Consider the following 26,644-nt stretch of genomic DNA (forward strand, 5'->3'; position numbering starts at 1 on the left):
GTTCCGCTGCCAGCAGAGCGAACCGGCCAACAGTAGATCGATCACGAAAAGCTAACGCAAACGATCGTTGTCGTTTAATCTGACATCGCGGATCGTTGAACCAGCAAGTTCGGCTGTGGCGGCATGACGTGCGGAAGGACAGGGGGACTTCAGTGGCCGATTTCGCGGAGCGTTTGAACAAACTGTTCGCCACCGTGCATCCACCTGGACGGCCCCCGCACACGAATGCCGAGGTCGCCGAGGCGCTGACGACTGCCGGTCATCCGCTCTCCAAACCCTATCTGTCGCAACTACGCTCGGGGCGCCGCAGCAAACCCTCGGCCGAGACCGCCGCCGCGCTGGCCAAGTTCTTCAAGGTGAAACCCGACTACTTCACCAATGACGCCTACGCCGCCAAGATCGACCACGACCTGGCTCTGCTGTCCCAGGTCCAGGGCTACAAACTGCGCCGCCTGTCCAGCCGCGCCTTCGACCTGTCCGAAGAGTCGCAAAACCTGCTCACCGCCATGGCCGAAAAGCTGCGCGCCAGCGAGGGTCTCCCCCAGGTCCCACCCGACCCCGCCGACTGACCTGCCGTCGCGCGACGCGCACCGGATGCTCCTGCGAGACAGCGCTTCTGGGATCCGCAGGGTTCAGCCGATCAGACGGCAAGATCAGCCGGTTGGGGGCTGGGGTGGATTCCGCACGGCCGATAGCGTTCGGTTTTCGTTTCGGTGTTCTAGGAGGTTTGGTGCTCACGATTCAGGAGATTTCGGATCGGTTGGAGATTCAGGATTTGCTGGTGGCGTACGCGACGGCGGTCGACAGCCTGGATTTCGATGCCCTGGACGAGGTCTTCGTCGAGGATGCCGCGATCGACTTGACCGCGTTCGGCGGTATCGCGGGCAAGCTCGGCGAAATCAAGGAATGGCTCGCGCAGACTCTGCCGCAGTTTCCCGGATTCCAGCATCTGATGGCCAACTCGGAGATCCGCATCGACGGTGACCGGGCAACGGGGCGCATCATGTGTTTCAACTCGATTGCTATGCCGGCCCAGAACGGCGAGCCGCCGATCGCGCAGCTCGGCATGTGGTACCTGGACGAGTACATCCGGACAGCGAAGGGCTGGCGGATTTCCCGCCGCGGCCAGCAGCGCAGCTGGGCCCAGGGACTCGGTGCCGGGCCCGCACAGTAACCGTGTGCCGCGTTCTCAGTTCGACGGCGGGTAGCTGAAGGGATGGGTTCGGCTGACGAAGCGGAAGTTCAGGCGGCGCAGGATCGGCTCGGACGTGGGCAAGGCGTCGACATAGACGTGCGATCGAGACGCCGAGAAAGCTTCGGCCAGGCGGGAATTCACCAAATCCGTGTAGAGACCACGACGACGAAATTCGGGTTGGCTTCGCCCACCCGCCAGCTCCGCGAAGCCTGATGTCGCGCCATAGTGCAGGCGACCGCAGGAGGCCGGGACGTCACCGAGGTAGGCGATGTGGAGGGATATCTCGGAGTCGAGGAGCTGCTTACGCAGCTGCTCGATCTCCCGCTCGACGGCGGGACGGCCGGTCGCGCGCAAGATGTCGGCGACATCGGACAGATCGTCGTCCGCGGATGCGACAACCCGGATGTGGCGGTCCGCCGAGCGTGTCGGGCTGTCGCTCGGGGCGCCGACGCGCACCAGAACCGACTCCACCGGTTCTGGTTGGCAGCCGACGTCGCTCAGCTCTCCCGCCGCACGCCGCTCGTCATCGAGCCGCTCGAGGTCATCGCTCATGAGCACACACCGCCGACAAACGGCTGGCCAGCAACAGAATCCGCATTGCCACAGTCTGCCGCAAAACGCTCACCGGGGCGCTTCGCGCATCAGGCGGGCGAATGCGCGCAGGCCTGCGAGGATCTCCTGCTGATCGGTGATGCCGTCGCGGGCGGCGTCGAAGCGGGCCGCCATCGTGGTGACGCGCTGATCGACGGCGCTGACCCGCTCGACAACCTCGGCGTGGTCGCGGGCGACGACATCGCGCATGCCGCGCTGTTCGTCACGGGCGCGCTGATCGAGGCGCCGCACCTCATCGCGTAGCTCATCGATCTGACGGGCATCGGAGTCGGCTCGCGAGAGAGCGGTCGATTGGCTGGCGTTGAGCCGCTCGGTCAGGAATCGCACCTGTCGCGCAGGGTCCGTACGTCGTCCGGCGGATAGGCCGCCTCCTCGGAGAACACCGCGATCCGTGCCCGCAGGTACGCGAAATACGCTGCCGCAGGCCGGATCAGCACCGCCGCGAGGAAGAACCCGGCCACGTAGTAGCCGATCTCGTAGCCGGTGAACACGGCGACCACCGCGGTGATGATCGCCGACACCACGTGCGACCCGATTGCCACCAGCAGCAGCCGCTCGGCCAAGGTGCCGACTTCCCGAGCCCGCCCCTCCGGCAGCGCGATCGCGCGCCCGCGCGCCGTCTCGAGCCGGTGCGCCACCTGCCTCGCAGCGAAATACAGATTCTACGGCACGGTCAACACCGCGACGAACCAAAAGAACGCAACAAATCCCAGCCCGGCACCGATCACCGTCGACGCCGCCAGATCGGCCCACATCGCCAGTGCGGCAACCGCGATCACCAGTGCGGTCGCGGCCCAGAACAATCCCCAATATTTCTGCACCGATTCAGCGTCGGTGACCCACCTTGATGGCGACACCGTAGGACTACTCGAGTTCGTCCCGCTGGCCCGGCCTACTTGCGTTCCGTCGCACAGTGCGGTGTGCGCGCTCGGACGCGACATCGCTGGTAGCGATAGGTCGGCAACCGGGCGACCTATCGCTACCAGCGAGTTACAGTTCCATGCGTTGTCAGCTGTGGGCAAACCAAATTATCGTTCCGGAAATTCGGCATCCCCGCACGAATTTCCGATCACTTCAATGTCAGTTACCCGGAATCTCAACGAAGTACTCGCCCAGCGGATTGATTCGAGCCCTGCGCACTGGATGTACCGAAGTCCTGTGTCCAAAAAGGAGTACCATTTCGACCCGTGGCAAATCCGACGCCTATATCACGAAGGCCGCAATTGAGAATGTTGGCGCGGTGGCCAGCGCTGCGCATCCACGCACCGACCACGGCTGCGGCACCCGATTGCCCCGAGGCGATATTTTCGGCCCAGCTGCTTGCCCGGTAGCCCGCCGCCCTGATCCGGTCACCCGGACTGCCCTTGGCCGAGTCGTGCGCCAGGACGCCGCGGGCCGCCATGTCTTCGGTATGCGCTTGCGCGGCCCGGGTTAGGTGACTTTCGGCTGTCAGGGCGGGGCATCCGGCCTTCGCGCGTTCCGCGTTGGTGAGACCGACGACGTCGGCGGCGACGGACTGGGCCTGGGGTGCCGCCAGGGCCGACGGAGCCAAGGCGACTAGGCAGGCGGAAAAAGTTGATATGACAAGACACGTAAGCGAGGAACGGATCAGAGCGGGAGAAAGACGCATAATTCAGACTCCACGGTTCGTATTACGTTTAAATAACGGTAACATCTCACTCGGTACTCCGGCAAGATCCGAGCAGCACCATGGCTAGCATCTAGCGGCCCAGCGGCAATCGTGCCGGATTCGACTTCATAACGTAGCGGGGATGACGAACCGTCCGATACGATGCGTGGCATCCAAAATGGCCGCGCCTCAGGACACCGGACGCGTTCGATCTTCGCCTCACCCCATGCTCTCCCATGGGCGGACGTGCGCAAATATCGCAGCGCCACGTCCGTCGCCCCCGGTGGCACCGACGTGCGGGCACAACTGAATCGGTCGATTCGTTACTAAGGACAACAACTGATGGGCAAACACAACGCAAGGCGAAACCCTCTCGGTTCGATGCGGTTGGCCATGCTCTCGATGACCGCACTGATCGCCACCGGAATCGCCACCGAGCACGGGCCCTCGCCCGAGAACCAAGCCGCGATTCTGACGGCCACCATCACCGAACTACCCCCGCAGGCGCCGGTCGCCGAGCCCGCGGGCACGGCAACCGACACACAACGGCCGGTCAGCCGAGCCGGGTGGCCGATACGTCCATCCATCGACGCGGACACACTCGATCAGCTGTCCGGCGACAAGGTGGGTCCCACCGGACTCGGCCTGCCGCTCACGCCGTTCGAACCCAAGACGCCGGTGCCCGGCCGGACGAACACGCCACGACCGCACCATCAGAGCGATCCGGCAAGCGCCCGTCCTGGTGCCCAAATCGCCCTTCCGCCAGTCGATCTCACCGCGCTCCTGACCAACATCAGCACCGCGCTGAATGCGGGCGCGGCATTCGCCAAAAGCCTGGAGACCGGCAGCGCCGCCCGCAACACCGAGACGAGCAAATCCGCCGCGCCGAGCAGCACCGAAGGCGACGGTGCCGACGCCACGGGTCCCGCGAGCGCACCCGCCAGCAATGTCCAAATGGCTACTCCAGCAACTGATCTCACTTCGGTGTTGACAATCATCAGCAACGCACTCGAAGTGGGCGCGGCACTGGCACAGGGATTGGAGTCCGGCAGTTCGGTCCTCGGCCCCGGCAGCGCGGCACTCGGCTCGGGCAGCGCCGGCCTCGATGGTGGTAGCTCGATCGCCGGAACCGGGAGCGCGGCACTCGGCCCCCTCGCCGCGGTGCTCGCTCCCCTGAGTGCCGCGGCCTTGGCCTCCGCTTGACGCCCACGCATCGCGGGTCCCCCGCCTGATGTCGCCGGCATCGAACCCCGGCCGGACTGGAGCAGGTCACCGAGCAACCCGAGCACGAATCTCTCGACCCGCCCCGGTCCGGCCGCCGAAGTGGACAGATCCCTGCTGATCCATCACCGGCGGACGACCGAACAACGCTGTGCGACACCTATATAGGACGAAAGAGCGAGGCCTCATCGAAAACCGCCAACCAGTCCGCGCCGACCGCCCGATAGCCGAATTGGGTACTCAACGCCTCGATCACTGCGGGCATATGCGCCGCGCCGTAGACGATCCCCACCACCTCGCGACGGCCCTGACGCTCCTGGTGGATCCCCGCAAGAGCCGACACCAAAGCCTTGTCCCGGTCCCGAAGGAGGGTTTTGTTCATGAACCGGAGCCGCACCTCGGAGTTGTCGTACACCTCGAATCGCGTGCGCAACAACCAGTTACGGCCGCCGAAGGCCATCACCACCACATAGAACGGGGTGAGCAGCATTACGTCGAGCAACGACAGCACCGCCGCCCGCCTTCTGCGATTGTGGCGCGAAAGCGCGTCCGGCCACACGACCGGTACACCCAGCGACGCGTGGTCGATGTCCTGATGCACCAGGTCTCGCGCCGAACGCTGAAAGGTCAGTCGCATCGCGAGGACGACAGCGAGGCCGGTCGAGCTGGGCGTGTCCGTACCTTCGGAGACGATCAGGTCGCATTCACGCAGGCGGTCGGCCACCTCCTGGTAGTACCGGCGCTGACCGATGTGGACCATCGGAAAGAGCCGGAAGGTCAACGGGTTTCCGCGTACTCGGAGATCGATGACCGACGACCGCAGCCCGAAGACACTGAACTCGGTGATCTGCACGGCCCACCTCCCCGATGGCCGGTTGGGAGTCTCGTGCTCGCTCCCGGTATAGCTACAGAATACGGTTGTACTTCCTGCGCAACACTGCCGCGCATGCCCTCAATTCCTCCGGCACGCGAGCGGTTATGCCTGCCACCGGACGCGGTGGCAGGACCAGACTCACCGCGCTACCGGACCGTCGCGCAGGACACCCCGGACCTGATCCAGCGAGACCGTTTCCGGTGCGAACTCCACAAGCCACCAGGTGGCGCCCGCCTGCACGTAGGGCACCGGATCGGTGCCGGGCGCGCCGGTGGCGGCGATGTCGTACGGGGCCGTCTGCCCCTGGCGCAGACCAGCAATGGTGGTGACGATTTCCGCGAGCTGATCCGGGTGATCGAGATTGACCGGAACGAAGCCGTCATGGCGCGCGGCACGGCGCACCGGTTTGACATTGCCGGGAAACCCCGCGATCCACACCGGCACGCCAGGACGCTGAATCGGCCTGGGCAGGAAGGAGATTCCGTCCACGGTGTAGTGCTCACCGTGATGCTGCACCGGCTCACCGGACCACGCGGCAGTGAGGATCTCCAGCGACTCGTCGAGCATCTGCCCGCGCCGCCGATCATCGAGTTCCTCACAGGTCGCATGCAACTCGCCGGCGAAACGATCGCTGCCGAGACCGACCCCGAGCGTGAGCCGGCCGTTGCTGAGCCGGTCCAGCGTCGCGGTTTCCTTGGCCACCTTGGCAGGTCGGCGCCGGGGCAACGGTGTGACCATGGGGCCGAACCGGAGGCGTTCGGTGGCGGTGGCGACCGCGGCGAGGGTGATCCACGGGTCGGCCACCTCCCGGACCGGCGCGCGCCAGCGCAGGTGGTCCCAGACGAAAACGCCGTGCCAGCCTGCCGCTTCGGCCTCGGCGGCCAGACGTGCGACCAGCGCGGGGTCGGCGAGCTCGTCGAAGATCGGCAGCCAGAGCGCCGACTGTAGCCGGGTCATGATCGGCCGCCCGCGGTGTGCTGGAGCAGCGCCGGGACGAACACGTCCCATAGCGGCTTCGGCAGGTCATGCCCGGCGCCCTCCAGGATCAGTAGCCTCGCGCCGGGAATCGCGTCGCGCACCGAATGTCCGTGTGCGAGTGGCAAAAGCGGGTCATGGTCGCCGTGCACGACCAGTGTCGGCGCCTTGACCGCGGCGAAGTCGCGGGCCGCCCCGTCGAAGCTCATCGCGTAGTGGTTGCCGAGGGTGGCCGCGATATCGCGAGCGCGGGCCACATCCCGCTCGACCAGTGTGCGCGTTGCGGTTTCATCGAAGTAGGGCGAGCCGCCCGAACACGCCTTTACCGACGCGACAATGTATTCCACTACCGCACCGTAGTCGGCGAGGTCCGGTTCGGCGGGGATACTGCTGGCAAGCTCACTGGACGACGGCGGCAGTCCCGCCTCGCCCGTGGAGGTGGAGACGAACGTCAGCGACGCCACCCGGTCGGGATGGTCCACCCCGATGAGAAGCCCGATTCCACCGGCCATGGACCGGCAAACAATATGTGCGCGTTCGACATTCAAGGCATCCAGGATGGCGAGCGCGTCCCCGGCCAGGTCGGTCAAGGCATAGCCCGGCCGGCCGGGCGGGTAGCTGGTGGATCTGCCGGTGTCCCGGTTGTCGTAGCGGATCACGAATCGGTCGCCGCGCGCGATCTGTTCGCACAGCTCGGTTTCCCACCACAGCATCGAGGCAGTAGCGCCATCGATGAACAGGATCGCCGGGTTCGCGGGATTGCCGAAGGTCTCGACACACAGCTCGACATCGTCGATCTTGACGAGCTGCTCGCCGTTGGAAAGGTTCATGAATGTCACGCTAGGCCAGCCGCATCATCATAAAAAGCGATGATTTGCGATCAACTCAATCGCGATCAACGATGTCAATGGATAGGTCGCCGAGCACGTGCGCTCGACGACCCTTTCCCGATCCTTACTGCGCGAGCTGCGCCATGGAGTGGAGATAGTCCGCAACGAGTCGGCTCGCCTCGGACGACTGCGCCGAGGTGTCGATGGTGAGCTGGCCGTCATAGGTCGTAATGACATAGGGGGCAATGGATGTCATGGGGTTGCTCGGCATGACCGGACGGAAGTCTTCGATGACGAGGTCGGCGGGGGTCGACAAGGACGGGATGATTCCCCAGTTCGTCGAGATCAGCAGCGTCGACAGCAGCGCTTCGAAGGTGGCGGCAGTTGCTTGATCGGCGGTCGGCATGAACTCGGCACTCCCGGCGAACACCGCACCGGTGGCGATTCCTTCCCGAAGCTGGCCGGTGATTGCACGGGCCAGTGCGAGGAGGTCGTTTTCGGCGTGCGGGCCGGCCACAAAATGGGCCATCCCCAGCACATTGGTCCCCTCCGGGTATCCGACCCGCGGGGTGAGTCTGGCGCGCAGGTCGACGGGGTACGCGTAGTGCAAAGTCTCGATGTCGACGCCGCGACTTTGCGCGGTGGCGGCCAGCAGCGCGGCGGAGACCAGCCCGTTGATCGTCGTCCCTTCGCTACGACCGGTAGCGCGCAGCGCAGCGGTATCGTTGGCGGACAGGCGAATTCGAACGCCCGGCAGCGGGCTCGGCGAGATTTCGACGTCGGCCAAGGCGCCGAACAACTCGTCGCCCGGCAGCGCGTGCGACCCCGGGCCGATACCGCGCTGATCGAGCAGGTGCTCGAGTGAATGCGGGTAGTCGTGGCGGCGCGGCGCGATCGGCACATCGCCGACACAGGCGGTATAGAGGTCCCACAGTTCGGCGAGCAGGTGCAGCGAGTGGTGACCATCGGCGATGGAGTGATGGGTCAGCAGGGTGACCGTGGCGGTGTCGTCGCTCCCGCGCACCGTGTGAATCGCCGCGGCGCGGTCAGCCAACTCGGGCAGCCCGAACAAGGGGTTGTCGGTGGCACCGGACACCTCATCGATCACGGCGGCGAGTTCCGGGGCGGCTTCGATGGTCGGCTGACTCGTGTCATCGAGCACCAGCCGGGCGGACAGGATCGGGTAGATCTGGCGCAGAATCGCGAACGCTTGCACCAGCGCGGCCGAATCGAGCTTGCCGCGAACCTGCGTGGCATACCCCACGTAGAGCCCGAATCGGAAATGCATCACCTCACTCGGCGCGAGCGGGCGAACCAGCAGTTGTGATGACGTCATGACTTGGCTCCTTCGACTTCACCGTGGGTAGAGAAGCCCGAAACCGGCCCTTAACAGCACTGGTAGGGGAGGTCGGCTACCCACAGGCTAAGCACAAATGGCAGACTCTGCCATAGTGGCAACGTCCGCCATCCTGGTAATTTCTGCCACTTTGTTAGGCTGGAGTGATGCAGCACACAGACGCTTCCAAGGAGCGCCGCGGCCCGGATCTGCGGGAGCGCCGACGGCAACAGACGGAGCTGGAGATCAATCTGGCCGCGGTGACGCTGGCCGCCGAGCGCGGCGCGGACCACGTCACCGTCGATGACATCGCCGCGCGTGCCGGTGTTTCGGCGCGCACGTTCTTCCGATACTTCGCCACCCGGGACAGTGCGCTCGTCTACGACCGGTGGGGATTCACCAACGCCGTCGAAGAGATGTTCGCGCGGATGGATCCGCACGACGTGCGCATGCGCGATGTCGAGCAGGCGTTCGGCAGCGTGCTGGCCAAAGTTGACGAGGACCCGGATGTCGTTGCCACGGTGCGCATGTACGAGACGATCACGTCGTCACCACAGCTGATGGCGGCGGCGACCGCCGCGACCAACGCACGAACCGATGGATTGCTCGCGACGATTCCCGCCACGGAACGCTCACGGATACGGTTCATGCTCGCCGTCGCCAGCACGGTCCTGTTCGCCACCTTCACCGAATGGATCGAATCCGGTTCGCCCACTGGAGTTTCCGACGCGCCGTCGGTACTCACTTGCTATCGGCGTCTCTGCGCCGAGCTCAGGGCGCTGTGATCGGCAGGCCGCCGTGTCCACAGCGGCCCGCCGATCGCTCAGCCCTGCACCGGGAAGTTGGCGCGGATGACGCCGTGCGGGTCCCGGTCCTGCTTGATATTCCTTAGCCGCGCAAGGGTTTCCGGATCGAAGGCGGCGGCGGCCGACTCGCCGGGGGCGAGGAAGGTGTAGGGCTTGGCTCCGGTGGTGTGCGGGCCGAGCGCGTCGATGATCTGGCCGAATCGGGCCCGGACCGCGTTGCCCGGGTCCGGCAGGCCGAGCAGGTAGAGCGCGTACGGTTCGCTGACCGCACCGCGAGCGCCATCGCCCGGTCGGGTTTGCGCGAGAGCCCCACCGAGACCGCGGATTTGGATGTTCAGCAGCGGAGCCGTCGGTGCGTCGATGAGCGTCTTCACCACCGCGTCACCGAGATCGCTGAGCAGTTCGCCACGCGAGAGCGACGGGCTCGGGTCGGTGGGCTCGGCGGTGATCTTGCCGATCTCCGCCGGGGTCAGCGCGCCTCGGGTGTCGGCGAGGACACCGTCGATGGTGTCGAGACTACGGGTCAGCTCGCGGCCTTCGCTCGGATCACCGAGGTAGGCGAAGTCGAGGGCGACGGTCGGCGCGAGGCCGGGAATCTGGTAGCGCTGCAACCACACCGACAGCTCGGGCGGCGCATCGGTGGTGAGTTCGGTGAACAGGTCGAACGCCTCGCGGGTGCGTTCGGCGGACCACATCACCCGGCCGCCGTACAGCTGCGGCAGCGGGAACAGGTCGAACTCGATCTCGGTGACGATCGCGAAGTCCCCACCGCCACCGCGCAGCGCCCAGAACAACTCCGGATCGGTATCGGAGGTGACACGGCCCCGCCGTCCGGTGGCGTCGACGATCTCGAAGGCGCGCACCGCGTTTGCGGCCCAGCCGTACTTGCGGGCGAACCAGCCGAATCCGCCGCCGAGGGTGTAGCCGGTCACGCCGACCACCGGATTGCTACCGGCTAGCCCGGTCAACCCGTGCGCGGCCGCCGCGGTCTGTACCGCACCCCACTGCACGCCGGTGCCGACTCGCGCCACTCGTCGCTCGGCATCGATCTCGAGGTGGTTCAGTGCGCCGGTACGAACCAGGATCGCGTTGTCGATATCGCCGGTCGCGCCGTGCCCGGTCGGCTGCGTCACCACCTGACGACCCGCTCGACCTGCGTACTGCAGCACGTCAGCGACGTCCTGCGCATCGGCGACCTCGACGACGGCCGCGACCGATTGCGCCACAGCCACATTCCACGGCCGCGCCGCCTGCTCGAATCCGGCGTCGCCCGGCAGCAGCACGCTGGCGCGGATCGCGCTGCGTAGTTCCTCGATACCCATGTGCTTGCGTCCTCACTCGATGTTGCCTAATTCGTTGCCGCATCTATGACGAAACGCAGCAGGCAAGTGTGACATCGAGTCGGAAAGAAGCGGCCGCCTAGCTACTTTCGTCGAGCTGGCGGGCGAGTAGTTGGTCGAGGTGAAAGGCGACGCGATCCAACGGCGTCACCGACCGCGCGGCGATCGACATGACCACCGCGCCCTCGATCGCGGCGACCGCCATGGTCGCCATGGACGCGGCGGTGTCGGCGGCGATCCCGTCGGCGGTCAGCTGCGCGGCGATCAACGCCTCCCATTCGGCGAACGACTCGGCGGCGATGGCCGGCGCCGCTGGCACCTCCGAACCGGCAAGCGCCGCAGCGACAATCGGGCAGCCCGCGGTGAATTCGGACGCGGTCAGCGTCTCCTTCCACATCCCGACGAACGCGGCGAGGCGCGCCGCGGCGGGACCCGCCCCCTCGGTCGCGACGATGCCCGCGGCCATGACCTGTCCGGCCGTACGGGTGGCTTCCTCGATCAGCTCCTGTTTGCCGCGCGGAAAGTTCTGATAGACCGATCGGCGCGCGGTATTGCTGTGCGTCACCAACTCGGTGATCCCGGTACCCGCGACACCACGCCGCCGGACCAAGTCGATAGCGCCTGCGATCAGCCGCTCGCGCGGACGACTCGTCACTGCGGAACCTCCTGAACCTGCCGTCGACGGAAAGTAGAACGACCATACTCCTGTCGACTCCCCGCTGGTCAACGGCATTTTTGCCGCATTTGCTTGAAGTAGACCGATCATACTACTAAGGTATGTAAACGTTACTGGCAGTTATAGAAACTCGAAGACGAGCCCCTAGGGCAGCTGGATCTCGGATCGGAGATGACATGACGTCTGGTGTGAACGGTTCTTCCTTGGACGCGATCGTGATCGGCGGCGGCCTCGGCGGGCTGTCGGCGGCGGCCTATCTGTCGGCGACGGGTCTACGGGTCGCACTTCTCGAGCAGTACTCGGTACTGGGTGGCAGCTCGCATGTGTTCCGTCGTAAACGCAAGTGGGAGTTCGATGTCGGGGTGCACTACATCGGCGACTGCGGGCCCGAGGGAAACGTGCCCACGCTGCTGCGCGGCCTCGGTCTCGACGATCGAGTGCAGTGGCTGCCGCTGGATACCGACGGCTTCGACACCATCGTCGCGCCCGATTTCGAGCTGCGCATCCCGGTCGGCTGGGACAACTATCTGGAGAGCCTGATTCAGGCGTTCCCCGGTGAGGAACGCGGGTTGCGACGCTACGTCGGGATCGTGCGCGCCATCGGCCAATCGCTCGATCGCACGGCGATGTCTGTCGACGACTTGCGGCGCGCCGTCATGAAAGCGGGTATCGCCGCGGCCTGGGCACCGGTCCCACACGCCGCCCTGCTGGCGGCCTGTCGGCTGAAGCCGCGGACCATCTTGGCGTTGTCGGTCCAAGACGGCGCGGCCGCGACGCCACCGCAAACCGCGCCGGTCGCCGTCGCCGCGGCTTTCCTGGAGAACTTCGTCGGCAGAGGAGCCTGGTTCCCGCGTGGCGGCGGCCAGGTGCTCGCGGCCGGTTTCGTCGAGGTGATTCGTAGCCACGGCGGCCAGATCCGCACCCGCACCGAGGTCGACCGCATCCTCGTCGAGTCGGGCAGTGTCACCGGGGTGCGGTTGAGCGACGGCGAGGTGCTCGCCGCGCCGGTGGTCGTGTCCGCGGCCGACCTCAAACGCACCTATCGCGATTTGGTCGGCTACGAGAATCTGCCGCGCTGGACGGTCATGCGCAACGAGCACTACAAGATGGCCCTCCCCCTGATCAACAGCTACTTCGGGGTCGAGATCGACCTCGCCGGGACGCCCAATACGAACTACTACACCATCCCGGCCGCGACCTGGAAAGCCGCCGATTCGCTGCGATCGCTGCAGCGGACGACATCGCGACTGCTGAGCGGTGGCGCGGGACGCGATCCACAACGGTGGGCCGAGGACTTCGCGCTGCGTCAGCCTGCCTACGTGCAGTCGTCGACCCGCCGCGATCCGTCGAACCGATTCAGCGCCCCGCCCGGCCACGCCGCCATTGAGGCGCAGACTTTGGCGCCATGGAATCCCGCGCTGTGGGGTCTGAGCGCGAATGAGGTTGCCACGCATAGCTATCGGAGCAACAGCACGTACCGCGATATCAAGGAGATCATCGCGGCGGGACTGCTCGACCGGGTGGATCAGGCCTTCCCCGGCGCGGCAGCGAAGGTCCAGTGGAGCGAGCTAGCCACCCCCGCCACGCAGGAACGCTACACCCGCACCACCAACGGCACCTCCTACGGCCTGGAACCGCGCATCACCCAACTCGGGCCGCTGCGTCCCGGCGCGCGAACCCCGATCCGCGGGCTGTTCCTCGCCGGCACCAGTACCGTGTCGGGACCCGCTACCGAGGGCGCGATGCTCAGCGGCGTGCAGGCGGCATCGGCCATTCTCGACCGCGACCTGTTCGCCGAGGTGCGCGCCGGTGCGGTGCTCGCCGATCCGACTCGAATCGCCTCCTGGGGGCCGGATTTCGATCCCCTCGCCGCATGCCGTGGACATCGCGGCGCCGCCGACGAGGCCGACGACCTCGATGCGGCACCGATTATTCGAATCTGAAGTCGCCACAGGCCGATGGTGGCGATGGTCCAGTCCAATGCTGTGCGTCGCCACCAAACCTGCCGAATCCTTGCGTCCTCGGCTGAGCCCGCCGATCACGTCCACTCGGTGAGGCGGACAATAAGCCCGTTCGGATCCCGCATCTGAAAGTACCGCTCGCCCGAAGTCCCGCCCCATTTCGAGTATGCGAGTGGCGTCGCGATCTCGACACCCGCTTGCTGTACTCGCGCATACTCGGTCTCGACATCGTCGACGACCAGCACGATGATCATCCCCTTGTGCAGCGCACCCGCCACCGATTCCGGCCGGAAATCCGGCAGGCCCACGCGCAAAAACGCTATGTGCAAACCGGATTCGGCCGAGAAAACCACGGCAAGACCATCGTCGGAAATCGCGTCGGTGAAACCGACGTGCTGCACCAGAAAATCCGCCGAGGCGTCCGGATCAGGGACATTGACCATTATCGCGCCGCCGAGAACGTTCAACCTGCTTCCCTTCGGTCAGCCCCCGCCTCTCCCAATCGGTCGAAAGCACCAGCCCGTCGAGGTTGTCGTAGAAACCTTCCTGGCCAGCGAACCTACCGTTTCGAACGCAGTCTGTTTCTCGTTATACAGCATGCACCCGATATTCAATCGACCAGCAAGGCGGAATTCATGCGGTTTCACGGCAGCCGGGCGGCGGTCACGAGATCGGCGTCGGTGGGCGCGCGCGGGAAACCGGTGTCGGAGGGGCGATCTCCCGCGGTACTGAAGGCCGGGAACAAATCGCCGGAGAAGAGGCTGCCGATGGTGCCGGTGCGGGCCAGGTGCAGGCGGCCCTAATGCCGGACGCGGACAACGAGTTTGCCGGTGGCGCGGTTGTGCTCCATGTCGTCGTGGGCCTGCGGCACCTGCGCCAGACCGTCATAGACGCGATCCAAGGGAAAGACCAGCTCGCCGCGCGCGACCGCGTCGAGGATCTCCTGGAAGGCTTCCCGCGGCAGGTCGGCGGCGTCGCCGAAATAGCCCGCCAAACGCACACCCCTGGGCAGGTACTCGTTGGGTGAGAAGTCGCGCACTGTCCACTGATTCGACAGGCTGCCGCTGAAGCAGGCCGTACCGTGCACGCGCACCGCGCGCAAGGTGTCGGGCAGGGTCGGCGTGCCGACGAGATCGAGGGCGGCGTCGACGCCGTCGGGGTACAGCGCGCGCACCGCGGGCGCGACCTCGCCGGTGTCGAGCAGCGGATGGTCGATGCCGTGCGCCTTCAACGAGGCGAGACGATCGGCCTGCCTGGTGGTGGACAGCACCGTGGCACCGCGCCAGCTGGCCAGCGCCGCGGCGGCCAGGCCCACCGAGGAGGTGCCGCCGCGGATCAACACGGACTGACCGGGCCGCAAGTCCAGGCCGACGGTGAGCGAGCCGTAGGCGGTCTGCACCATCTCCGGCAGCGCACCGAGCACCTCCCACGGCAGGTCGGTGTCGACGGGGATGACCTGTGCCAACGGCACCGAAGTGTATTCGGCATACCCACCGTCGTAAGTGCGCCCCATGTCCCCCATCATGGCGACCACCTTCTGCCCGACAGCCAGCCCGCTACCGACCGGAGCCGCATCGACGGTGCCGACCACCTCGATACCCGGCACCCGCGGAAAACTCACGCCGATACTCACACCCAGCCGAAGCTTCAGCTCCGAGCGGTTGAGGCCGAACGCTTCGACGCGGATGCGCACCCAACCGTCCCGCTCGGGCGGAAGCGGCAGCGTGGTCAGCCGCAAATTCTCGATGGGGCCGGGACCGGAGAGCTGGACGGCGCGCATAGTGGTCGGCGAGGACGTCATGGCCTTCTTCCCGGAGAGGAGTGTCTGTCAGCGGTGGTCAACCTATCGCCGCCGCTGCTTCATTCCCGACTCCGGTTCCGTTGTCGAAGGCCTCAAATCCGTGGCCGCGCCCCAGGTCATCAACGGCTGACCTGCCACGAGTCAGATAGCGGTGGATTAGCCAACGAGACCGGCGGCGAAGTACCCTTTCTACGGTGTCCAACCCCCGCCAACCACGGACTCTTCCGGCCGATGCGCGCGGCAAGCCGTCGGACCAGTCCGTGTCCGTCGCCTATCGCGCTGACCTGGATGGACTCCGCGGGCTGGCGATCGCGTTGGTCGTGGTGTTCCACGTGTGGTTCGGCCGGGTGTCCGGCGGCGTGGACGTTTTCCTGGTGTTGTCCGGCTTCTTCTTCACCGGATTGCTGGTGCGCCGGGCCGAGTCGACCGGATCGGTGGGCGTAGTTCCGACGCTGCGGCGCACGGCACGCAGGCTCGTTCCGGCCATGGTGGTCGTGCTGGCCGCGATCGTGGCCGCGACGGTGCTCCTGCGTCCCTATACCCAATGGTCGGATGTCGCCGCCCAGACGTTGGCTTCGCTGTTCTACTACCAGAACTGGCAACTCGCGCTGACCTGGTCGGACTACCTGGCCGCAGACCCGTCGGTGAGTCCCTTGCAGCACCTGTGGTCGATGTCGGTGCAGGGCCAGTTCTATCTCGTCGCGATCGCCGTGGTCGCCGCGACCGCCTGGGCGTGCCGGCGCACCGGACGAACAACACAGCTGCGGTCCGTGCTCGGCGCGCTGATCGTGGTGGCGGCTGTCGTGTCGTTCGGTATCGCGACGACCGGAACGGCTACCCATCAGGGCTGGAACTACTACGACAGTTTCGCCAGAGCATGGGAGATGCTCGTCGGGGCGGGCCTTGCCATCGCGTCCCCCTATGTGCGACTGCCGCACAGGCTTCGGGTCGCCTTGGCGGGGCTCGGTCTCGCCGGAGTCGTGCTGTGCGGCTGGTTGATCCTCGACGGCGCCAACCGATTCCCCGGCCCTTACGCCTTGCTTCCGGTCGGTGCCGCGGCGGCGCTGATCGTCTCGGGCAATAACCTCGCCGCCGATCAGCGGCCACTGTTCAATCGGCTCTTGTCTACCCCGCGGGTCCGCTGGCTCGGTGACATCGCCTATCCCCTGTACCTGTGGCACTGGCCGATCCTCATCTTCTACCTCGCCGAACGCGGCCACCCCAGTGCCGGGCTGCTCGATGGCCTCGGCATCATCGCCGTCTCGGTGGTGCTGGCCTGGGCTACCCATCGATTGGTCGAAGAGCCGTTGCGAATCCGCTCGCAGCGCGGTGCCGTCACGGACGGTTCGGTGCCGGGTAAGCGCTTCGCCACCGTGGCGGTGGCGGTGGCGGCCGTCCCGATGCTCGCCGCGACCACCCTGTGGCAGACCGCGGTGGGGGTCAGCCCGCCGCAGCCGGTCGGCGCGTTGAATCCGGCGCTGTATCCCGGGGCGGAAGCCCTGATATCCGGCGTGCCGACGCCGCACGCGCGAATGCGCCCAACGGTTTTCGAAGCGCCCGCCGACGCGCCGCCGCCCACCGGCGACGGATGCATCGCCGACTGGGACAACGCCGAGCTCATCACCTGCACCTACGGCGACCCGAACGCCGAGCGCACCCTCGCCGTGGTCGGCAGCTCGCACGCCGAGCACTGGATCCCGGCGCTGCAGGTGCTGGCGCAGCGACATCCCTTCCGCATCCAGGTCTATCTGAAGATGGGCTGTCCACTCACCCTGGCCGAGGACGCGACGTACAAGGGCGAACTGATCCCCGATTGCCGCGAGTGGTCCCAGCAGGTGATCGAGCGGCTCGGCACCGACCGACCGGATTGGGTGTTCACCACCGGCACCCGGCCGCGCGACGACACCGGCGACGAAACACCACCCGAATACCTCGACGTCTGGTCTGCACTCGGCGACCGCGGCCTCAATGTCATCGCGATCCGAGACACCCCGTGGCTACGCGGCAACGGCGTTCGCTACAAGGCCATCGACTGCTTGGCCAAGGGCGGCGATCGCGTCAGCTGTGGGATGAAACGCACCGACGCGCTCGACCCGATCGACCCGGAGCTGGCGCCGACCTGGTCGTTCCCCAACGTCTATCCGATCGATCTCACCGACGCGCTCTGCGATGATGCGGTGTGCCCGGTCGCCAATGGCAATATTCTCGTCTACCACGACGAACATCATCTGACGGCAAGTTACTCGCGCTCGCTGGCCGACGAGCTCGGCCGTCAATTGCAGCCCTTGCTCGGCTGGTGGTAGGCCCCGGATCATTGCTGTGAAATCTCGAGGCGCCCTTCGTCGAACCCAGATGCTCGCGGTGGCAACGGCACTCGCGATTGTCGCCGTCGTCGTCGGAAACACCACGGCCGAACGGGCTTTCACCGCCGCGATCACCGTCGATGCCGCACCGGCCGTGCCGGGCATCCCGCTGCGAATCAACTACGGCACTTCCCCCGACACCGTCGGCGACCTGTATCTCCCCACCACCGGAGCCGGGCCGTACCCCGTGGTCGTGCTGATCCACGGCGGCGGATGGTCCCAGAATCGCACGCTCGACCACTTCGGGCCGCTGGCAGCGTCACTGGTCCATGCGGGCGTAGCCGTGTGGAATATCGAGTACCGGCGGGTCAACGGCACCGGTGACTGGCCGGTCACGCTCACCGACGTCGACGACGCCGTGCGGGCCCTCGCCACCGTCGTGAGCCTGCGATCCGGCAACCAACTCGATCTGCGACGGGTGCATCTGGCCGGGCACTCGGCGGGCGGGCAGCTCGCGGCGTGGGTGGCTGGGCGGCAGACCGGGTCCACCGATGCGAAGCGAACGGCGACCGCGGTGCGCATCCGGAGTGTCACGCTGCTGGCCGGGGTGCTCGATCTGGTGTTCGCGGTGAACAACGGACGAGATGCGTTCGTGCGCAACCTACTCGGCGGACGACCCGCCGACGTCCCCGACCGCTATCAGATGGCGTCGCCGATCGCCCACCTGCCCACCGGGATCCGGATCAGCGCCCTGCACGGCAGCAGGGACCATGTCGTCTCGCCCGAGCAGAGCCGCCGCTACGTTGCCGCTGCCCAACGGGCAGGTGAGACCGCGGATTTGCGGATCCTCGACGGTGTCGGTCACGGCGAGTTCGCCGACGCGACCTCACCCGCATGGGACGCCGCCCGCACAACCATCCTCGACCACGTCGCCACCCTCCGATAAACCGGGAGATAGCCGACCTGGGCTACGATCGGCAACGTCACAAACTCGGTAGATGTTTGTGCCTGGCTATATCGAGGTGATCTATGGGCGCGGAGTTCGATCTCAACCTGATCCGGACCTTCGTCCTGCTCTACGAGACCAGGAGTGTGACGGCGACGGCCGACGTCCTCGCGGTCACCCAGCCCACCGTCAGCTACGGGTTGGGCAAGCTGCGCAGGCGGCTCGGCGACGACCTTTTCGTGCGCGGCCCCGGCGGCCTGGTCCCCAGCTCCGAGGCCGAGCGGCTCTATCCCGCGCTGCGCACCGCCATCGAGCAGCTCGACGTAACCATCGGCGCGGCAACCCAATTCGACCCGGCCGGCCCGGTCGGCTTCTCGATCGGGCTGACCGACCTCGGCGAGGTCAACTCGCTGCCGCTGGTGATCGCGGAACTCTGCGCTCGCGCGCCCACCGCAACGCTGCAGGTGCACGCGTTCGACATCGACACCGCCGAGGACCAGCTCACTCGCGGCCGGGTCGACGCGATCGTGGCCAGCCCGGTGCTGGATTCGGTGCGGCTCAGCCGAATTCCGCTGTTCACCGAGGGCTACTCCGGGATGGTCGCGACCGACCACCCTCGGCTGCGCGGCGCTTCCGTCACCGACGCCGAACTCCGCGGTGAACAGCACATCGTCGTCGAGGGCACCACCGGTCACCCCGCACCGCGGCACGCCTTACGCACCCACGGGCTGGAAGCAAAGATCGCGGTCCGGGTCACCCGCTTCGCCACCCTGCCCTACGTCGTGCAGGACACCCAGCACGTCGCCATCGTGCCGAACCGCATCGCGCACGCCATGGCCGAGACGCATCGGGTCCGCACCTTCGCGCTGCCATGGACCATCGAGCCCGCCGAGATCGCCGTCTACACTCGCCGCACCCCTGGGCGCAGCGCCGCGCAGACATGGTTTCTCGATGTCATTCGCACCGCGTTGCAGGACTTGCCGTAATCGCGCGCGCTACCGGTAGTAGACCTCGAGTTCCGCGATCGACGTGAAATATGAACTGCCGCCTGGCTTTCCGACAATGCGCAGCCCATCGCCGGATAAGGTGGCGAAGTTGAAGGTGTAGGTCTTGAACGCTCCGGCCGCGGACGTATACGGATACCGGGGCTCGACTTTCGCATTCTGCGCATCGACCCACCGGAAATTCTGCCGCACCTGTACACGCAACCCGGCCGCGAACCAGCCTCCGTCGTCGAACATTTCGCCGGTGGTGTAGACGACCTGGTTCATCAGATACGGCTTCACCCAGGTGAAGCCCCAGTAGTCCAGATCCTTGTTCTCCTGGTCGAAGCTGTTCTCGCTCTTGGTGAAATCGCCGTCGTTGTAGTACTCGGTGTGACCGTAGTGCGCGGACTTCTCGATGGGCGTAACCGAGGCGCCGCTGTAGGCGAGGTTGTCCGTCGGGTCCGGCTGGTTCGCCGGTGACTGCGCACTGAACGGTTGCAGCGCCAGTTTTCGCAGGTTGAAGCTGTACGCGGTGTCGCCGCCCGCACTGCCAACCCACCAGTTCGACTGCACCCACATCGAGGTGCCGTCCGGCGAGATGAACTTGGACGGGATCGTGGTGGCATAGCCGCCGTTCTTCGGGCCCGGACAGCCGGACCCGCGGCCGAACCACGGATAGCCGCCGAAGTCCTTGGTAAGAAACAGTTTCCATGGGCCCCACGGCGTTGGCGCCTCATAGAACTCGAACGTGTACTCCGTCCACGACGTGTACAGGTACCGCTTCAGCGCTTTGACGTAGACCACGCCGCCCTGCGAGATCACCGAAAGGTTGTGCGGGCACTCACGATAGTTACGCAGCGTCGTGTACTGGCGCCGGGTGTCGCGAAGCACCGTCCGCCGTTCCTCTAGGTGTTTGCTCCAGCGCGGCTGATCACCATCGAGTCCGGCGAAGAACTCCCAGCGGTTCCGGTGCTCGACAGCGTCTTTCGGCGCCCGGGCCAGGTAAAGGTCGAACGGGTCGGCCACCGTCGCGGTGAAGGATCCGCGCCAATTACCGTCCAGGCCATAGGCATAGACATAGCGCGCGGCGTCCGCCCCCAACGCCGCCGCGGTATCGCCCGAGTCCCGGCCGAAGTCGAGGAAGAAGACGGTGGTGAAGACTCCCCCGGTGAACATCGGCTGCTGCGTCTTGTGCCAGGTCCGGCCGTGATCGTCCGACCACGAAACACTGGCATTGGGCGCATCATTGAACGCGATATCGCCTGGACCGGCCCGCAAGTCCTGAATCGCGAGATAGAGCCGCCCGTCCACGCAGACGATCCCGGTCGGCTTCCGGTTGTACCGCTCGGGATCGCCCCACACCGCGCCGACCGCGCCGGAAACGGCCAGCACCTCGCCGGTGAACCCGCCCTTCGGGTCCCCGCTGATCCGATTCACCGCGATGTCGTGCCGCGGCCCGTCCCCGAATCCGCTGCCGTCCCCGTTGACCGAGTACAGGTTGTCGTCATCCGCCCAGCAGGTCACCCACAGGTCCCCGTCGCTCTCGCTGTCGACCTCGAGCGCGTTACCCACCGACGCGGTGGCGAAGAACGTACTCAGCTCGGCGGCGGGAGCATCAGGCGTACTGGGTGTTTCGACGCTGCCGTGCTCGGGCTCGGGCGACCGCGACCCGGCGGACCCGGCTCCCCCGAGCCCGACGGCCAGCACCCCCGCCGCGCCCGATACCCCGAACATGAACCGCCGCCGACCCAAATCACTCATCGACGCCCCGAACCCATAACGCTGTTCACGCACACCATCTTTCGAGCAACACCAATTCCGGCCCCGACAGTAGCCGTTATCGCCGCCTCAGGAGATCTTGCGGCGGTACGTCATCATGGCGAAGAAGTACGCGACCACCAGAATGGCGACGCACCAGCCGAGGGCGATCCAGAGGTCGCTGCCGACCGGCTGCTCGGTGAACAGGTCGCGAATAACGTTGACGACGTGGGTCACCGGCTGGTTTTCCGCGAAGGCGCGCACCGGGGCAGGCATCGGGTCGGTGGGCACGAAGGCCGAGCTGATGAACGGCAGGAAGATCAGCGGGTAGGAGAACGCGCTCGCGCCGTCGATGGTCTTCGCGGAAAGTCCAGGGATTACCGCGATCCAGGTCAACGCGAGGGTGAACAGGATCAGGATGCCCGCGACCGCCAGCCACGCCAGCACGCCCGCGCCCGACCGGAAGCCCATCAGCAGGGCGACAAGCACGACGACAACGATCGAGATCAGATTGGCGACCAGCGACGTGAGCACGTGCGCCCATAGCACCGACGAGCGCGCGATCGGCATGGACTGGAATCGCTCGAAGATGCCGCTCTTCATATCCAGGAACAGACGAAATGCGGTGTAGGAGATGCCAGAAGCGACCGTGATGATCAAAATCCCGGGCAGCAGGTAGCTCACATAGGACGGCGATCCCGTGTTGATCGCGCCGCCGAGCACATAGACGAACAGCAGCATGAAGGCGATCGGCATGATCGTGGTGGTGATGATGGTGTCCATGCTGCGCGCGATGTGGCGCAGCGATCGGCCGAGCAAGGTGGCGGTGTCGCCGAAAAAGTGCGTTGTCATTGTCATTCCTTACTCGTCAACTCGTCAGCACCGACGAGGGCGAGGAAGACGTCCTCTAGTGTCGGTTGCTTCTCGACGTATTCGACCTTGGCGGGTGGTAGCAGTTTTTTGAGCTCGGCGAGGGTGCCGTTCACGATGATTCGGCCCTGGTGCAGGATCGCGATCCGGTCGGCGAGTTGTTCTGCCTCGTCCAGATATTGCGTCGTGAGCAACACCGTGGTGCCGTGCCCGGCGAGTTCCTTCACCGCACGCCACACCTCGAGGCGCGCCTGGGGATCGAGTCCGGTGGTCGGTTCGTCCAGGAAGATGATCAGCGGATTCCCGATGAGGCTCATCGCGATATCGAGGCGACGGCGCATGCCGCCCGAATACGTCGATACCTTCCGGGTGGCCGCGTCGGTCAGCGAGAAGCGGGCGAGCAGGTCGTCCGCGATCGCGCGCGGGTTGTCCAGGTGCCGCAACTTGGCGACGAGCACCAGATTCTCACGGCCGCTGAGAATTTCGTCGACGGCGGCGAATTGGCCGGTGAGGCTGAAGGATTCGCGCACGTCCGGCGCTTCCGTCGCGACATCGAACCCGTTGACGATGGCCGTCCCCGCGTCGGCCTTCAGCAGCGTGCACAGAATGCGCACGACCGTGGTCTTGCCCGCGCCGTTCGAGCCGAGCAAGGCGAAAATGCTGCCCCGCTCCACCTCGAAGTCCACGCCGCGTAGCACGTGCAGGTCCTTGTACGACTTCTCCAACCCCTGCACGCGGATCGGAGACGGTTGCCGTGTCGTCATCGAACGGCCCTTCCTGTGGGTTTGTACTCGATGTCGGTCTGTATATGTAGATGTATACGTATAGACTATAGGTATAGCTATACGCATACGCAAGAGCAAACTGCGTTACTGGTCAGCGGCGCGATGCCCAGCCGCGCCGGGACCTACTGCTCGGCGGCAGCCCGGTCGATGGCGGCGATCAGTCGCCGATGTTCGCGGTCGATCCACGAATCCTGTCGATAATTTCGGGCGAACGCCTCGATGAACTCCACCGGGTCCTGCCCGACGACCTCACGGATCGCGGTTCCGTCCGCCGCGCTCTGCTCGAAAAGATCGAGCAGATCCTCGAAAAGCGAAATGCCACTTCCCGATCCGAAATAGTTCACGTACCGCTCGAAAGCATCGATCGCCGTACGATAAGGCGCCGGAAGCTGTTTCGCGCGCGCCTTGTATTGCCACCAGCGCCGCTTCTCGCCGAGATCGCCGATCACCTTTTCGATGAACATGGTCAAATGCCTCCCTCATGAAGTTGTTCGAGTCGTTCGGCGAGGAAGCTCCAGGTGCTCCAGAACTCGTCGAGGTATTCCCGCCCCTTCGCGTTCAGCGAATACACCTTGCGCGGCGGGCCCTTCTCCGACGGCACCTTCGCCACGTCGACCAGGTCTCGCTTCTCGAGCCGGACCAGCAAGGCGTAGATGGTGCCCTCGGCGATGTCGGAGAACCCCTGCTCACGCAGCCACGCGGTGATCTCGTAGCCATACGCGGACCGCGCGGCCAGGATCGCCAGCACGATGCCCTCCAGCGTGCCTTTGAGCATCTCCGTTATCTGCTTGCCCATGGACCACCTCCTCGCACTACTCAATGTCACTAACTACTAGTAGATAGTAACACTGAATAGTGGCTGCACAAGGCCTGCGGCTGTGCGCCACCAACGGCTTTGGGATACGGTCGCGAATCGGCCCGCGCGACGGGCGGTGCACAAGGGACCAGGACAGGGGTGACCGGCGACTATCTCGGCGAATCGGATGCGCCTTGGAGATTTACCTGCCGGCGGGTGGCACCCTGTGCGGTGCTGCTCCCTTCCCGTTCTATTTTATACACGATTCCAGGTCCTCATGATGCGCCGATTTTTGGTCCATAATCGCTCCCGAAATGTGGAAACACCAGGTGAGGAGTTGCGGGATGGCTTATGTGCTCGGCTTCGGGGAGATCGACCGGACGCAGGTCGCGATCGTCGGCGGCAAGGGTGCGAACCTCGGTGAGCTGTCGCGCGTCGACGGGGTCGAGGTGCCGGATGGGTTCTGTGTGACGACCGATGCGTTCGCGCGGACCTTGGCCGGTGCGCCATCGATCGAGGATCGGCTCGACGAGTTGTCGCGCCTCGAGCAGGGCGATCGCGCGGCGATCCGCGTGCTGAGTGCGCAGATCCGTAGTGCGATAGAAGAATTCGCCATGCCCGATGAGGTCGCGGTCGAGATCATCGAGGCGCACGCCCGGCTCGGCGTGGCGGGCGCCTACGCGGTGCGATCCAGTGCGACCGCCGAGGATCTGCCGACCGCGTCCTTCGCCGGCCAGCAGGATACCTATCTGAACGTCGTGGGAGCCGCGGCGATCCTCGAACATGTCCGCCGGTGCTGGGGTTCACTGTTCACCGAGCGGGCGGTCACCTACCGGCAGCGAAACGGGTTCGGCCACAAGGCTATTCAGATGGCGGTGGTCGTACAGCGGATGGTGTTCCCGCGCGCCTCCGGCATCCTGGTAACCGCCGACCCCCTCACTTCCGACCGGACGGTGGTGTCCATCGACGCGGGCTTCGGTCTCGGCGAAGCCCTCGTTTCCGGTCTCGTGAACGCCGACGTCTACCAGGTTCGCGATGGCAGCATCACCAGCAGGGCGATCGCCACCAAGAAACTCGCCGTCGAGCCGAACCCGGCAGGCGGAACAGAGGTGCGGGAGATCGCCAAGGAGCGGCGCAACGAGCCGGTGCTCGCCGATGCCGAGGTGCTCCGGCTCGCCGAGCTCGGCCGCCGCATCGAAGCGCATTTCGGCAGCCCGCAAGACATCGAATGGTGCCTCGACGGCGATCATCTGCACATCGTGCAGAGCAGGCCGATCACCACACTGTTCCCGATTCCCGTTGCCGCCGACGAGGAAAACCACGTCTACGTGTCGGTCGGCCACCAGCAGATGATGACCGACGCGATGAAGCCACTCGGCATCTCGATGTGGCAACTCACCAGCCGCGCGCCAATGCGCGACGCGGGCGGCCGCTTGTTCGTCGATGTCACCAAGGCACTGTCGTCGCCGAAAAACGGCGTGGGCCTGGTCGAAGCCCTCGGCAAGTCCGACCCCCTGATCGGGGACGCGCTGCGAGCCGTGCTCGACCGCGGCTTCGTTCCCCAAGTGCCGGAACAGGATTCGGTCGGCACACCGCCCGCCGCGCCCGCGCCGATCGAGACCGACCCCGCTATCGTCACCGAGCTGATCGCGGCGAGCGAGGACTCCTTCGCCGCCTTGACACGCGACATCCGAACCAAGTCCGGACCGGATCTGCTCGACTTCATCCGGGCCGATATCGAGGAGCTGCGACGAGTCCTGTTCACCCCTAAGGGTTTACAGGTGATCAACGCCGGAATGGACGCCTCGTTCTGGCTCAACGATCGACTGTTGGAATGGCTGGGCGAGAAGAACGCCGCCGACGCGCTCACCCAATCCGTTCCCGGGAACGTGACCTCGGAGATGGGCCTGGCACTGCTTGACGTCGCCGATGCCATCCGCCCCTACCCGGCGGTCGTGGCCTACCTGCAGCAGGTCGAGCAGGCGGCGGACGACGACTTCCTACACGATCTGGCCGAATATCCCGGCGGCCGCGAGGCACGGGCCGCGATCGAGGACTTCCTCGACAAGTACGGCATGCGCTGCGCGGGCGAAATCGACATCACCAGGCCGCGCTGGAGCGAAAGCCCCATCACGCTGGTGCCGACCATCCTCGGCAATATCAAGAACTTCGGGCCGGGCGCGGGCGAGCGGCGCTTCGAGGACGGCCTGCGCGCCGCCGAACAGACGAAAGCGCAACTCCTGCAACGCTTGCGCGCACTGCCGGACGGCGAGCAGAAGGCCGAGGAGACCGCGCGGATGATCGACCGTGTCCGCACCTTCTCCGGCTATCGGGAGTATCCGAAGTACCGCATGGTGAGCCGCTACTTCGTCTACAAGCAGGCACTGCTGCGTGAGGCCGAACGTCTGGTGGCGGCGGGCGTTCTTCGCGAGCCCGAAGACATCTTCTACCTGAGGTTCGACGAGCTCAGCGAGGTGGTCCGAACACAAAGCGCCAGCGCGGAACTCATCGACGAACGCAAGGACGCGTTCCGCACGTATCAGGCACTCACCGCGCCGCGGGTACTCACCTCCGACGGCGAGGCGCTCACCGGCGCGTATCGACGCGAGGACCTGCCTGCGGGTGCGCTGCCCGGCATGGCGGTGTCGGGCGGGACGATCGAGGGGCGCGCCCGCGTCGTGTCCGACATCGCGCGGGCCGATCTCGAGGCGGGCGACATCCTGGTCACCGCCTACACCGATCCGAGCTGGACCCCGCTGTTCGTCGCGATCACCGGTCTGGTGACCGAAGTCGGCGGCCTGATGACGCACGGCGCGGTGATCGCCCGCGAGTACGGCCTGCCCGCCGTCGTCGGCGTGGAGCATGCCACCGAGCTGATCCGGGACGGGCAGCGCATTCGGGTGCACGGCACGGACGGATACGTCGAGCTCCTGCCGGAGTGAA

General features: G+C 65.9%; 27 protein-coding genes. 9 read left to right on the forward strand and 18 right to left on the reverse strand.

Going from position 1 to position 26,644, the window contains the following annotated elements; translation table 11 throughout:
* Positions 1–152 precede the first annotated feature (152 nt).
* A complete protein-coding gene (locus tag ACIA8C_RS08890; RefSeq protein WP_397132503.1) occupies positions 153–569 on the forward strand; it encodes a helix-turn-helix domain-containing protein in 417 nt (138 codons plus the stop codon).
* Positions 570–730: 161 nt separating this feature from the next.
* Positions 731–1,174, forward strand: a complete 444-nt coding sequence (locus ACIA8C_RS08895) for a nuclear transport factor 2 family protein (RefSeq protein WP_397132505.1) — start codon at positions 731–733, stop codon at positions 1,172–1,174.
* Positions 1,175–1,189: 15 nt separating this feature from the next.
* On the opposite strand, the gene ACIA8C_RS08900 is transcribed toward ACIA8C_RS08895, so the two are convergent.
* The 5 genes from ACIA8C_RS08900 to ACIA8C_RS08920 all read right to left on the reverse strand — a co-directional run bounded on the left by ACIA8C_RS08900 (position 1,190) and on the right by ACIA8C_RS08920 (position 3,437).
* Positions 1,190–1,747: a hypothetical protein gene (locus tag ACIA8C_RS08900; protein WP_397132507.1), complete on the reverse strand. Its 558-nt coding sequence runs from the start codon at positions 1,745–1,747 to the stop codon at positions 1,190–1,192.
* Positions 1,748–1,816: 69 nt separating this feature from the next.
* Positions 1,817–2,134, reverse strand: a complete 318-nt coding sequence (locus ACIA8C_RS08905; protein WP_397132509.1) for a hypothetical protein — start codon at positions 2,132–2,134, stop codon at positions 1,817–1,819.
* Positions 2,122–2,445, reverse strand: a complete 324-nt coding sequence (locus tag ACIA8C_RS08910; RefSeq protein WP_397132511.1) for a hypothetical protein — start codon at positions 2,443–2,445, stop codon at positions 2,122–2,124. The genes ACIA8C_RS08905 and ACIA8C_RS08910 overlap by 13 nt, the downstream gene beginning before the upstream one ends.
* Positions 2,446–2,469: 24 nt before the next feature.
* A complete protein-coding gene (locus ACIA8C_RS08915; protein ID WP_397132513.1) occupies positions 2,470–2,628 on the reverse strand; it encodes a hypothetical protein in 159 nt (52 codons plus the stop codon).
* 275 nt (positions 2,629–2,903) lie between these two features.
* A complete protein-coding gene (locus ACIA8C_RS08920) occupies positions 2,904–3,437 on the reverse strand; it encodes a CAP domain-containing protein (RefSeq protein ID WP_397132515.1) in 534 nt (177 codons plus the stop codon).
* A 342-nt stretch (positions 3,438–3,779) separates the two neighbouring features.
* On the opposite strand from ACIA8C_RS08920, the gene ACIA8C_RS08925 reads away from it, so the two are divergent.
* The gene (locus tag ACIA8C_RS08925) at positions 3,780–4,640 is read left to right on the forward strand and encodes a hypothetical protein (RefSeq protein ID WP_397132517.1); all 861 of its coding nucleotides are present in this window, start codon (positions 3,780–3,782) and stop codon (positions 4,638–4,640) included.
* 178 nt (positions 4,641–4,818) lie between these two features.
* Here ACIA8C_RS08925 and ACIA8C_RS08930 read toward each other — a convergent pair whose 3' ends face one another.
* The 4 genes from ACIA8C_RS08930 to ACIA8C_RS08945 form a co-directional block, all read right to left on the reverse strand.
* Positions 4,819–5,511 carry a hypothetical protein gene (locus tag ACIA8C_RS08930; RefSeq protein WP_397132519.1) on the reverse strand — a complete coding sequence of 231 codons (693 nt, stop codon included), beginning with the start codon at positions 5,509–5,511 and terminating at the stop codon, positions 4,819–4,821.
* 159 nt (positions 5,512–5,670) lie between these two features.
* Positions 5,671–6,489 (reverse strand): LLM class flavin-dependent oxidoreductase, encoded by an 819-nt coding sequence (locus ACIA8C_RS08935; RefSeq protein ID WP_397132521.1) that lies wholly within the window; start codon positions 6,487–6,489, stop codon positions 5,671–5,673.
* Positions 6,486–7,337, reverse strand: a complete 852-nt coding sequence (locus ACIA8C_RS08940; protein WP_397132523.1) for an alpha/beta fold hydrolase — start codon at positions 7,335–7,337, stop codon at positions 6,486–6,488. Before ACIA8C_RS08940 ends, ACIA8C_RS08935 begins: the two co-directional genes overlap by 4 nt.
* Before the next feature lie 124 nt (positions 7,338–7,461).
* On the reverse strand, positions 7,462–8,673 hold the full coding sequence (locus tag ACIA8C_RS08945) for a hypothetical protein (RefSeq protein ID WP_397132525.1): 1,212 nt from the start codon (positions 8,671–8,673) through the stop codon (positions 7,462–7,464).
* Positions 8,674–8,840: 167 nt separating this feature from the next.
* Between ACIA8C_RS08945 and ACIA8C_RS08950 the strand changes: the two genes are divergently transcribed.
* Positions 8,841–9,458: a TetR family transcriptional regulator gene (locus ACIA8C_RS08950; protein ID WP_397132527.1), complete on the forward strand. Its 618-nt coding sequence runs from the start codon at positions 8,841–8,843 to the stop codon at positions 9,456–9,458.
* A gap of 38 nt (positions 9,459–9,496) precedes the next feature.
* On the opposite strand, the gene ACIA8C_RS08955 is transcribed toward ACIA8C_RS08950, so the two are convergent.
* Both ACIA8C_RS08955 and ACIA8C_RS08960 read right to left on the reverse strand, forming a co-directional pair.
* Positions 9,497–10,801, reverse strand: a complete 1,305-nt coding sequence (locus tag ACIA8C_RS08955) for an FAD-binding oxidoreductase (protein ID WP_397132529.1) — start codon at positions 10,799–10,801, stop codon at positions 9,497–9,499.
* 97 nt (positions 10,802–10,898) lie between these two features.
* Positions 10,899–11,474 carry a TetR/AcrR family transcriptional regulator gene (locus ACIA8C_RS08960; protein ID WP_397132531.1) on the reverse strand — a complete coding sequence of 192 codons (576 nt, stop codon included), beginning with the start codon at positions 11,472–11,474 and terminating at the stop codon, positions 10,899–10,901.
* A gap of 197 nt (positions 11,475–11,671) precedes the next feature.
* Here ACIA8C_RS08960 and ACIA8C_RS08965 point away from each other — a divergent pair, with 197 nt between their 5' ends.
* Positions 11,672–13,438 carry a phytoene desaturase family protein gene (locus ACIA8C_RS08965; protein ID WP_397132533.1) on the forward strand — a complete coding sequence of 589 codons (1,767 nt, stop codon included), beginning with the start codon at positions 11,672–11,674 and terminating at the stop codon, positions 13,436–13,438.
* Between the two features lie 95 nt (positions 13,439–13,533).
* On the opposite strand, the gene ACIA8C_RS08970 is transcribed toward ACIA8C_RS08965, so the two are convergent.
* Both ACIA8C_RS08970 and ACIA8C_RS08975 read right to left on the reverse strand, forming a co-directional pair.
* Positions 13,534–13,923, reverse strand: coding sequence for a VOC family protein (locus tag ACIA8C_RS08970; RefSeq protein ID WP_397132535.1), 390 nt, complete (start codon positions 13,921–13,923; stop codon positions 13,534–13,536).
* A gap of 332 nt (positions 13,924–14,255) precedes the next feature.
* Positions 14,256–15,257: a zinc-binding dehydrogenase gene (locus ACIA8C_RS08975; RefSeq protein WP_397132537.1), complete on the reverse strand. Its 1,002-nt coding sequence runs from the start codon at positions 15,255–15,257 to the stop codon at positions 14,256–14,258.
* Between the two features lie 194 nt (positions 15,258–15,451).
* Between ACIA8C_RS08975 and ACIA8C_RS08980 the strand changes: the two genes are divergently transcribed.
* The 3 genes from ACIA8C_RS08980 (at position 15,452) to ACIA8C_RS08990 (ending at position 19,492) form a co-directional block, all read left to right on the forward strand.
* Positions 15,452–17,560 carry an acyltransferase family protein gene (locus ACIA8C_RS08980; protein WP_397132539.1) on the forward strand — a complete coding sequence of 703 codons (2,109 nt, stop codon included), beginning with the start codon at positions 15,452–15,454 and terminating at the stop codon, positions 17,558–17,560.
* Between the two features lie 49 nt (positions 17,561–17,609).
* Positions 17,610–18,506 carry an alpha/beta hydrolase family protein gene (locus ACIA8C_RS08985; RefSeq protein ID WP_397132825.1) on the forward strand — a complete coding sequence of 299 codons (897 nt, stop codon included), beginning with the start codon at positions 17,610–17,612 and terminating at the stop codon, positions 18,504–18,506.
* 83 nt (positions 18,507–18,589) lie between these two features.
* A complete protein-coding gene (locus ACIA8C_RS08990) occupies positions 18,590–19,492 on the forward strand; it encodes a LysR family transcriptional regulator (protein WP_397132541.1) in 903 nt (300 codons plus the stop codon).
* Between the two features lie 9 nt (positions 19,493–19,501).
* On the opposite strand, the gene ACIA8C_RS08995 is transcribed toward ACIA8C_RS08990, so the two are convergent.
* The 5 genes from ACIA8C_RS08995 to ACIA8C_RS09015 all read right to left on the reverse strand — a co-directional run bounded on the left by ACIA8C_RS08995 (position 19,502) and on the right by ACIA8C_RS09015 (position 23,701).
* A complete protein-coding gene (locus ACIA8C_RS08995; RefSeq protein ID WP_397132543.1) occupies positions 19,502–21,253 on the reverse strand; it encodes a hypothetical protein in 1,752 nt (583 codons plus the stop codon).
* An 87-nt stretch (positions 21,254–21,340) separates the two neighbouring features.
* Entirely contained in the window at positions 21,341–22,102 is a 762-nt protein-coding gene (locus tag ACIA8C_RS09000) for an ABC transporter permease (protein WP_397132545.1), read from the reverse strand.
* Between the two features lie 2 nt (positions 22,103–22,104).
* Positions 22,105–22,884, reverse strand: coding sequence for an ABC transporter ATP-binding protein (locus tag ACIA8C_RS09005; protein WP_397132547.1), 780 nt, complete (start codon positions 22,882–22,884; stop codon positions 22,105–22,107).
* 143 nt (positions 22,885–23,027) lie between these two features.
* The gene (locus ACIA8C_RS09010) at positions 23,028–23,369 is read right to left on the reverse strand and encodes a DUF1048 domain-containing protein (RefSeq protein WP_397132549.1); all 342 of its coding nucleotides are present in this window, start codon (positions 23,367–23,369) and stop codon (positions 23,028–23,030) included.
* A gap of 2 nt (positions 23,370–23,371) precedes the next feature.
* Positions 23,372–23,701, reverse strand: a complete 330-nt coding sequence (locus tag ACIA8C_RS09015) for a PadR family transcriptional regulator (protein ID WP_397132551.1) — start codon at positions 23,699–23,701, stop codon at positions 23,372–23,374.
* A gap of 344 nt (positions 23,702–24,045) precedes the next feature.
* Between ACIA8C_RS09015 and rph the strand changes: the two genes are divergently transcribed.
* Positions 24,046–26,643: a rifamycin-inactivating phosphotransferase gene (gene rph / locus ACIA8C_RS09020; RefSeq protein WP_397132553.1), complete on the forward strand. Its 2,598-nt coding sequence runs from the start codon at positions 24,046–24,048 to the stop codon at positions 26,641–26,643.
* Position 26,644: the final 1 nt, after the last annotated feature.

The sequence above is a fragment of the Nocardia sp. NPDC051321 genome (assembly GCF_044455225.1).
Lineage (GTDB): Bacteria > Actinomycetota > Actinomycetes > Mycobacteriales > Mycobacteriaceae > Nocardia.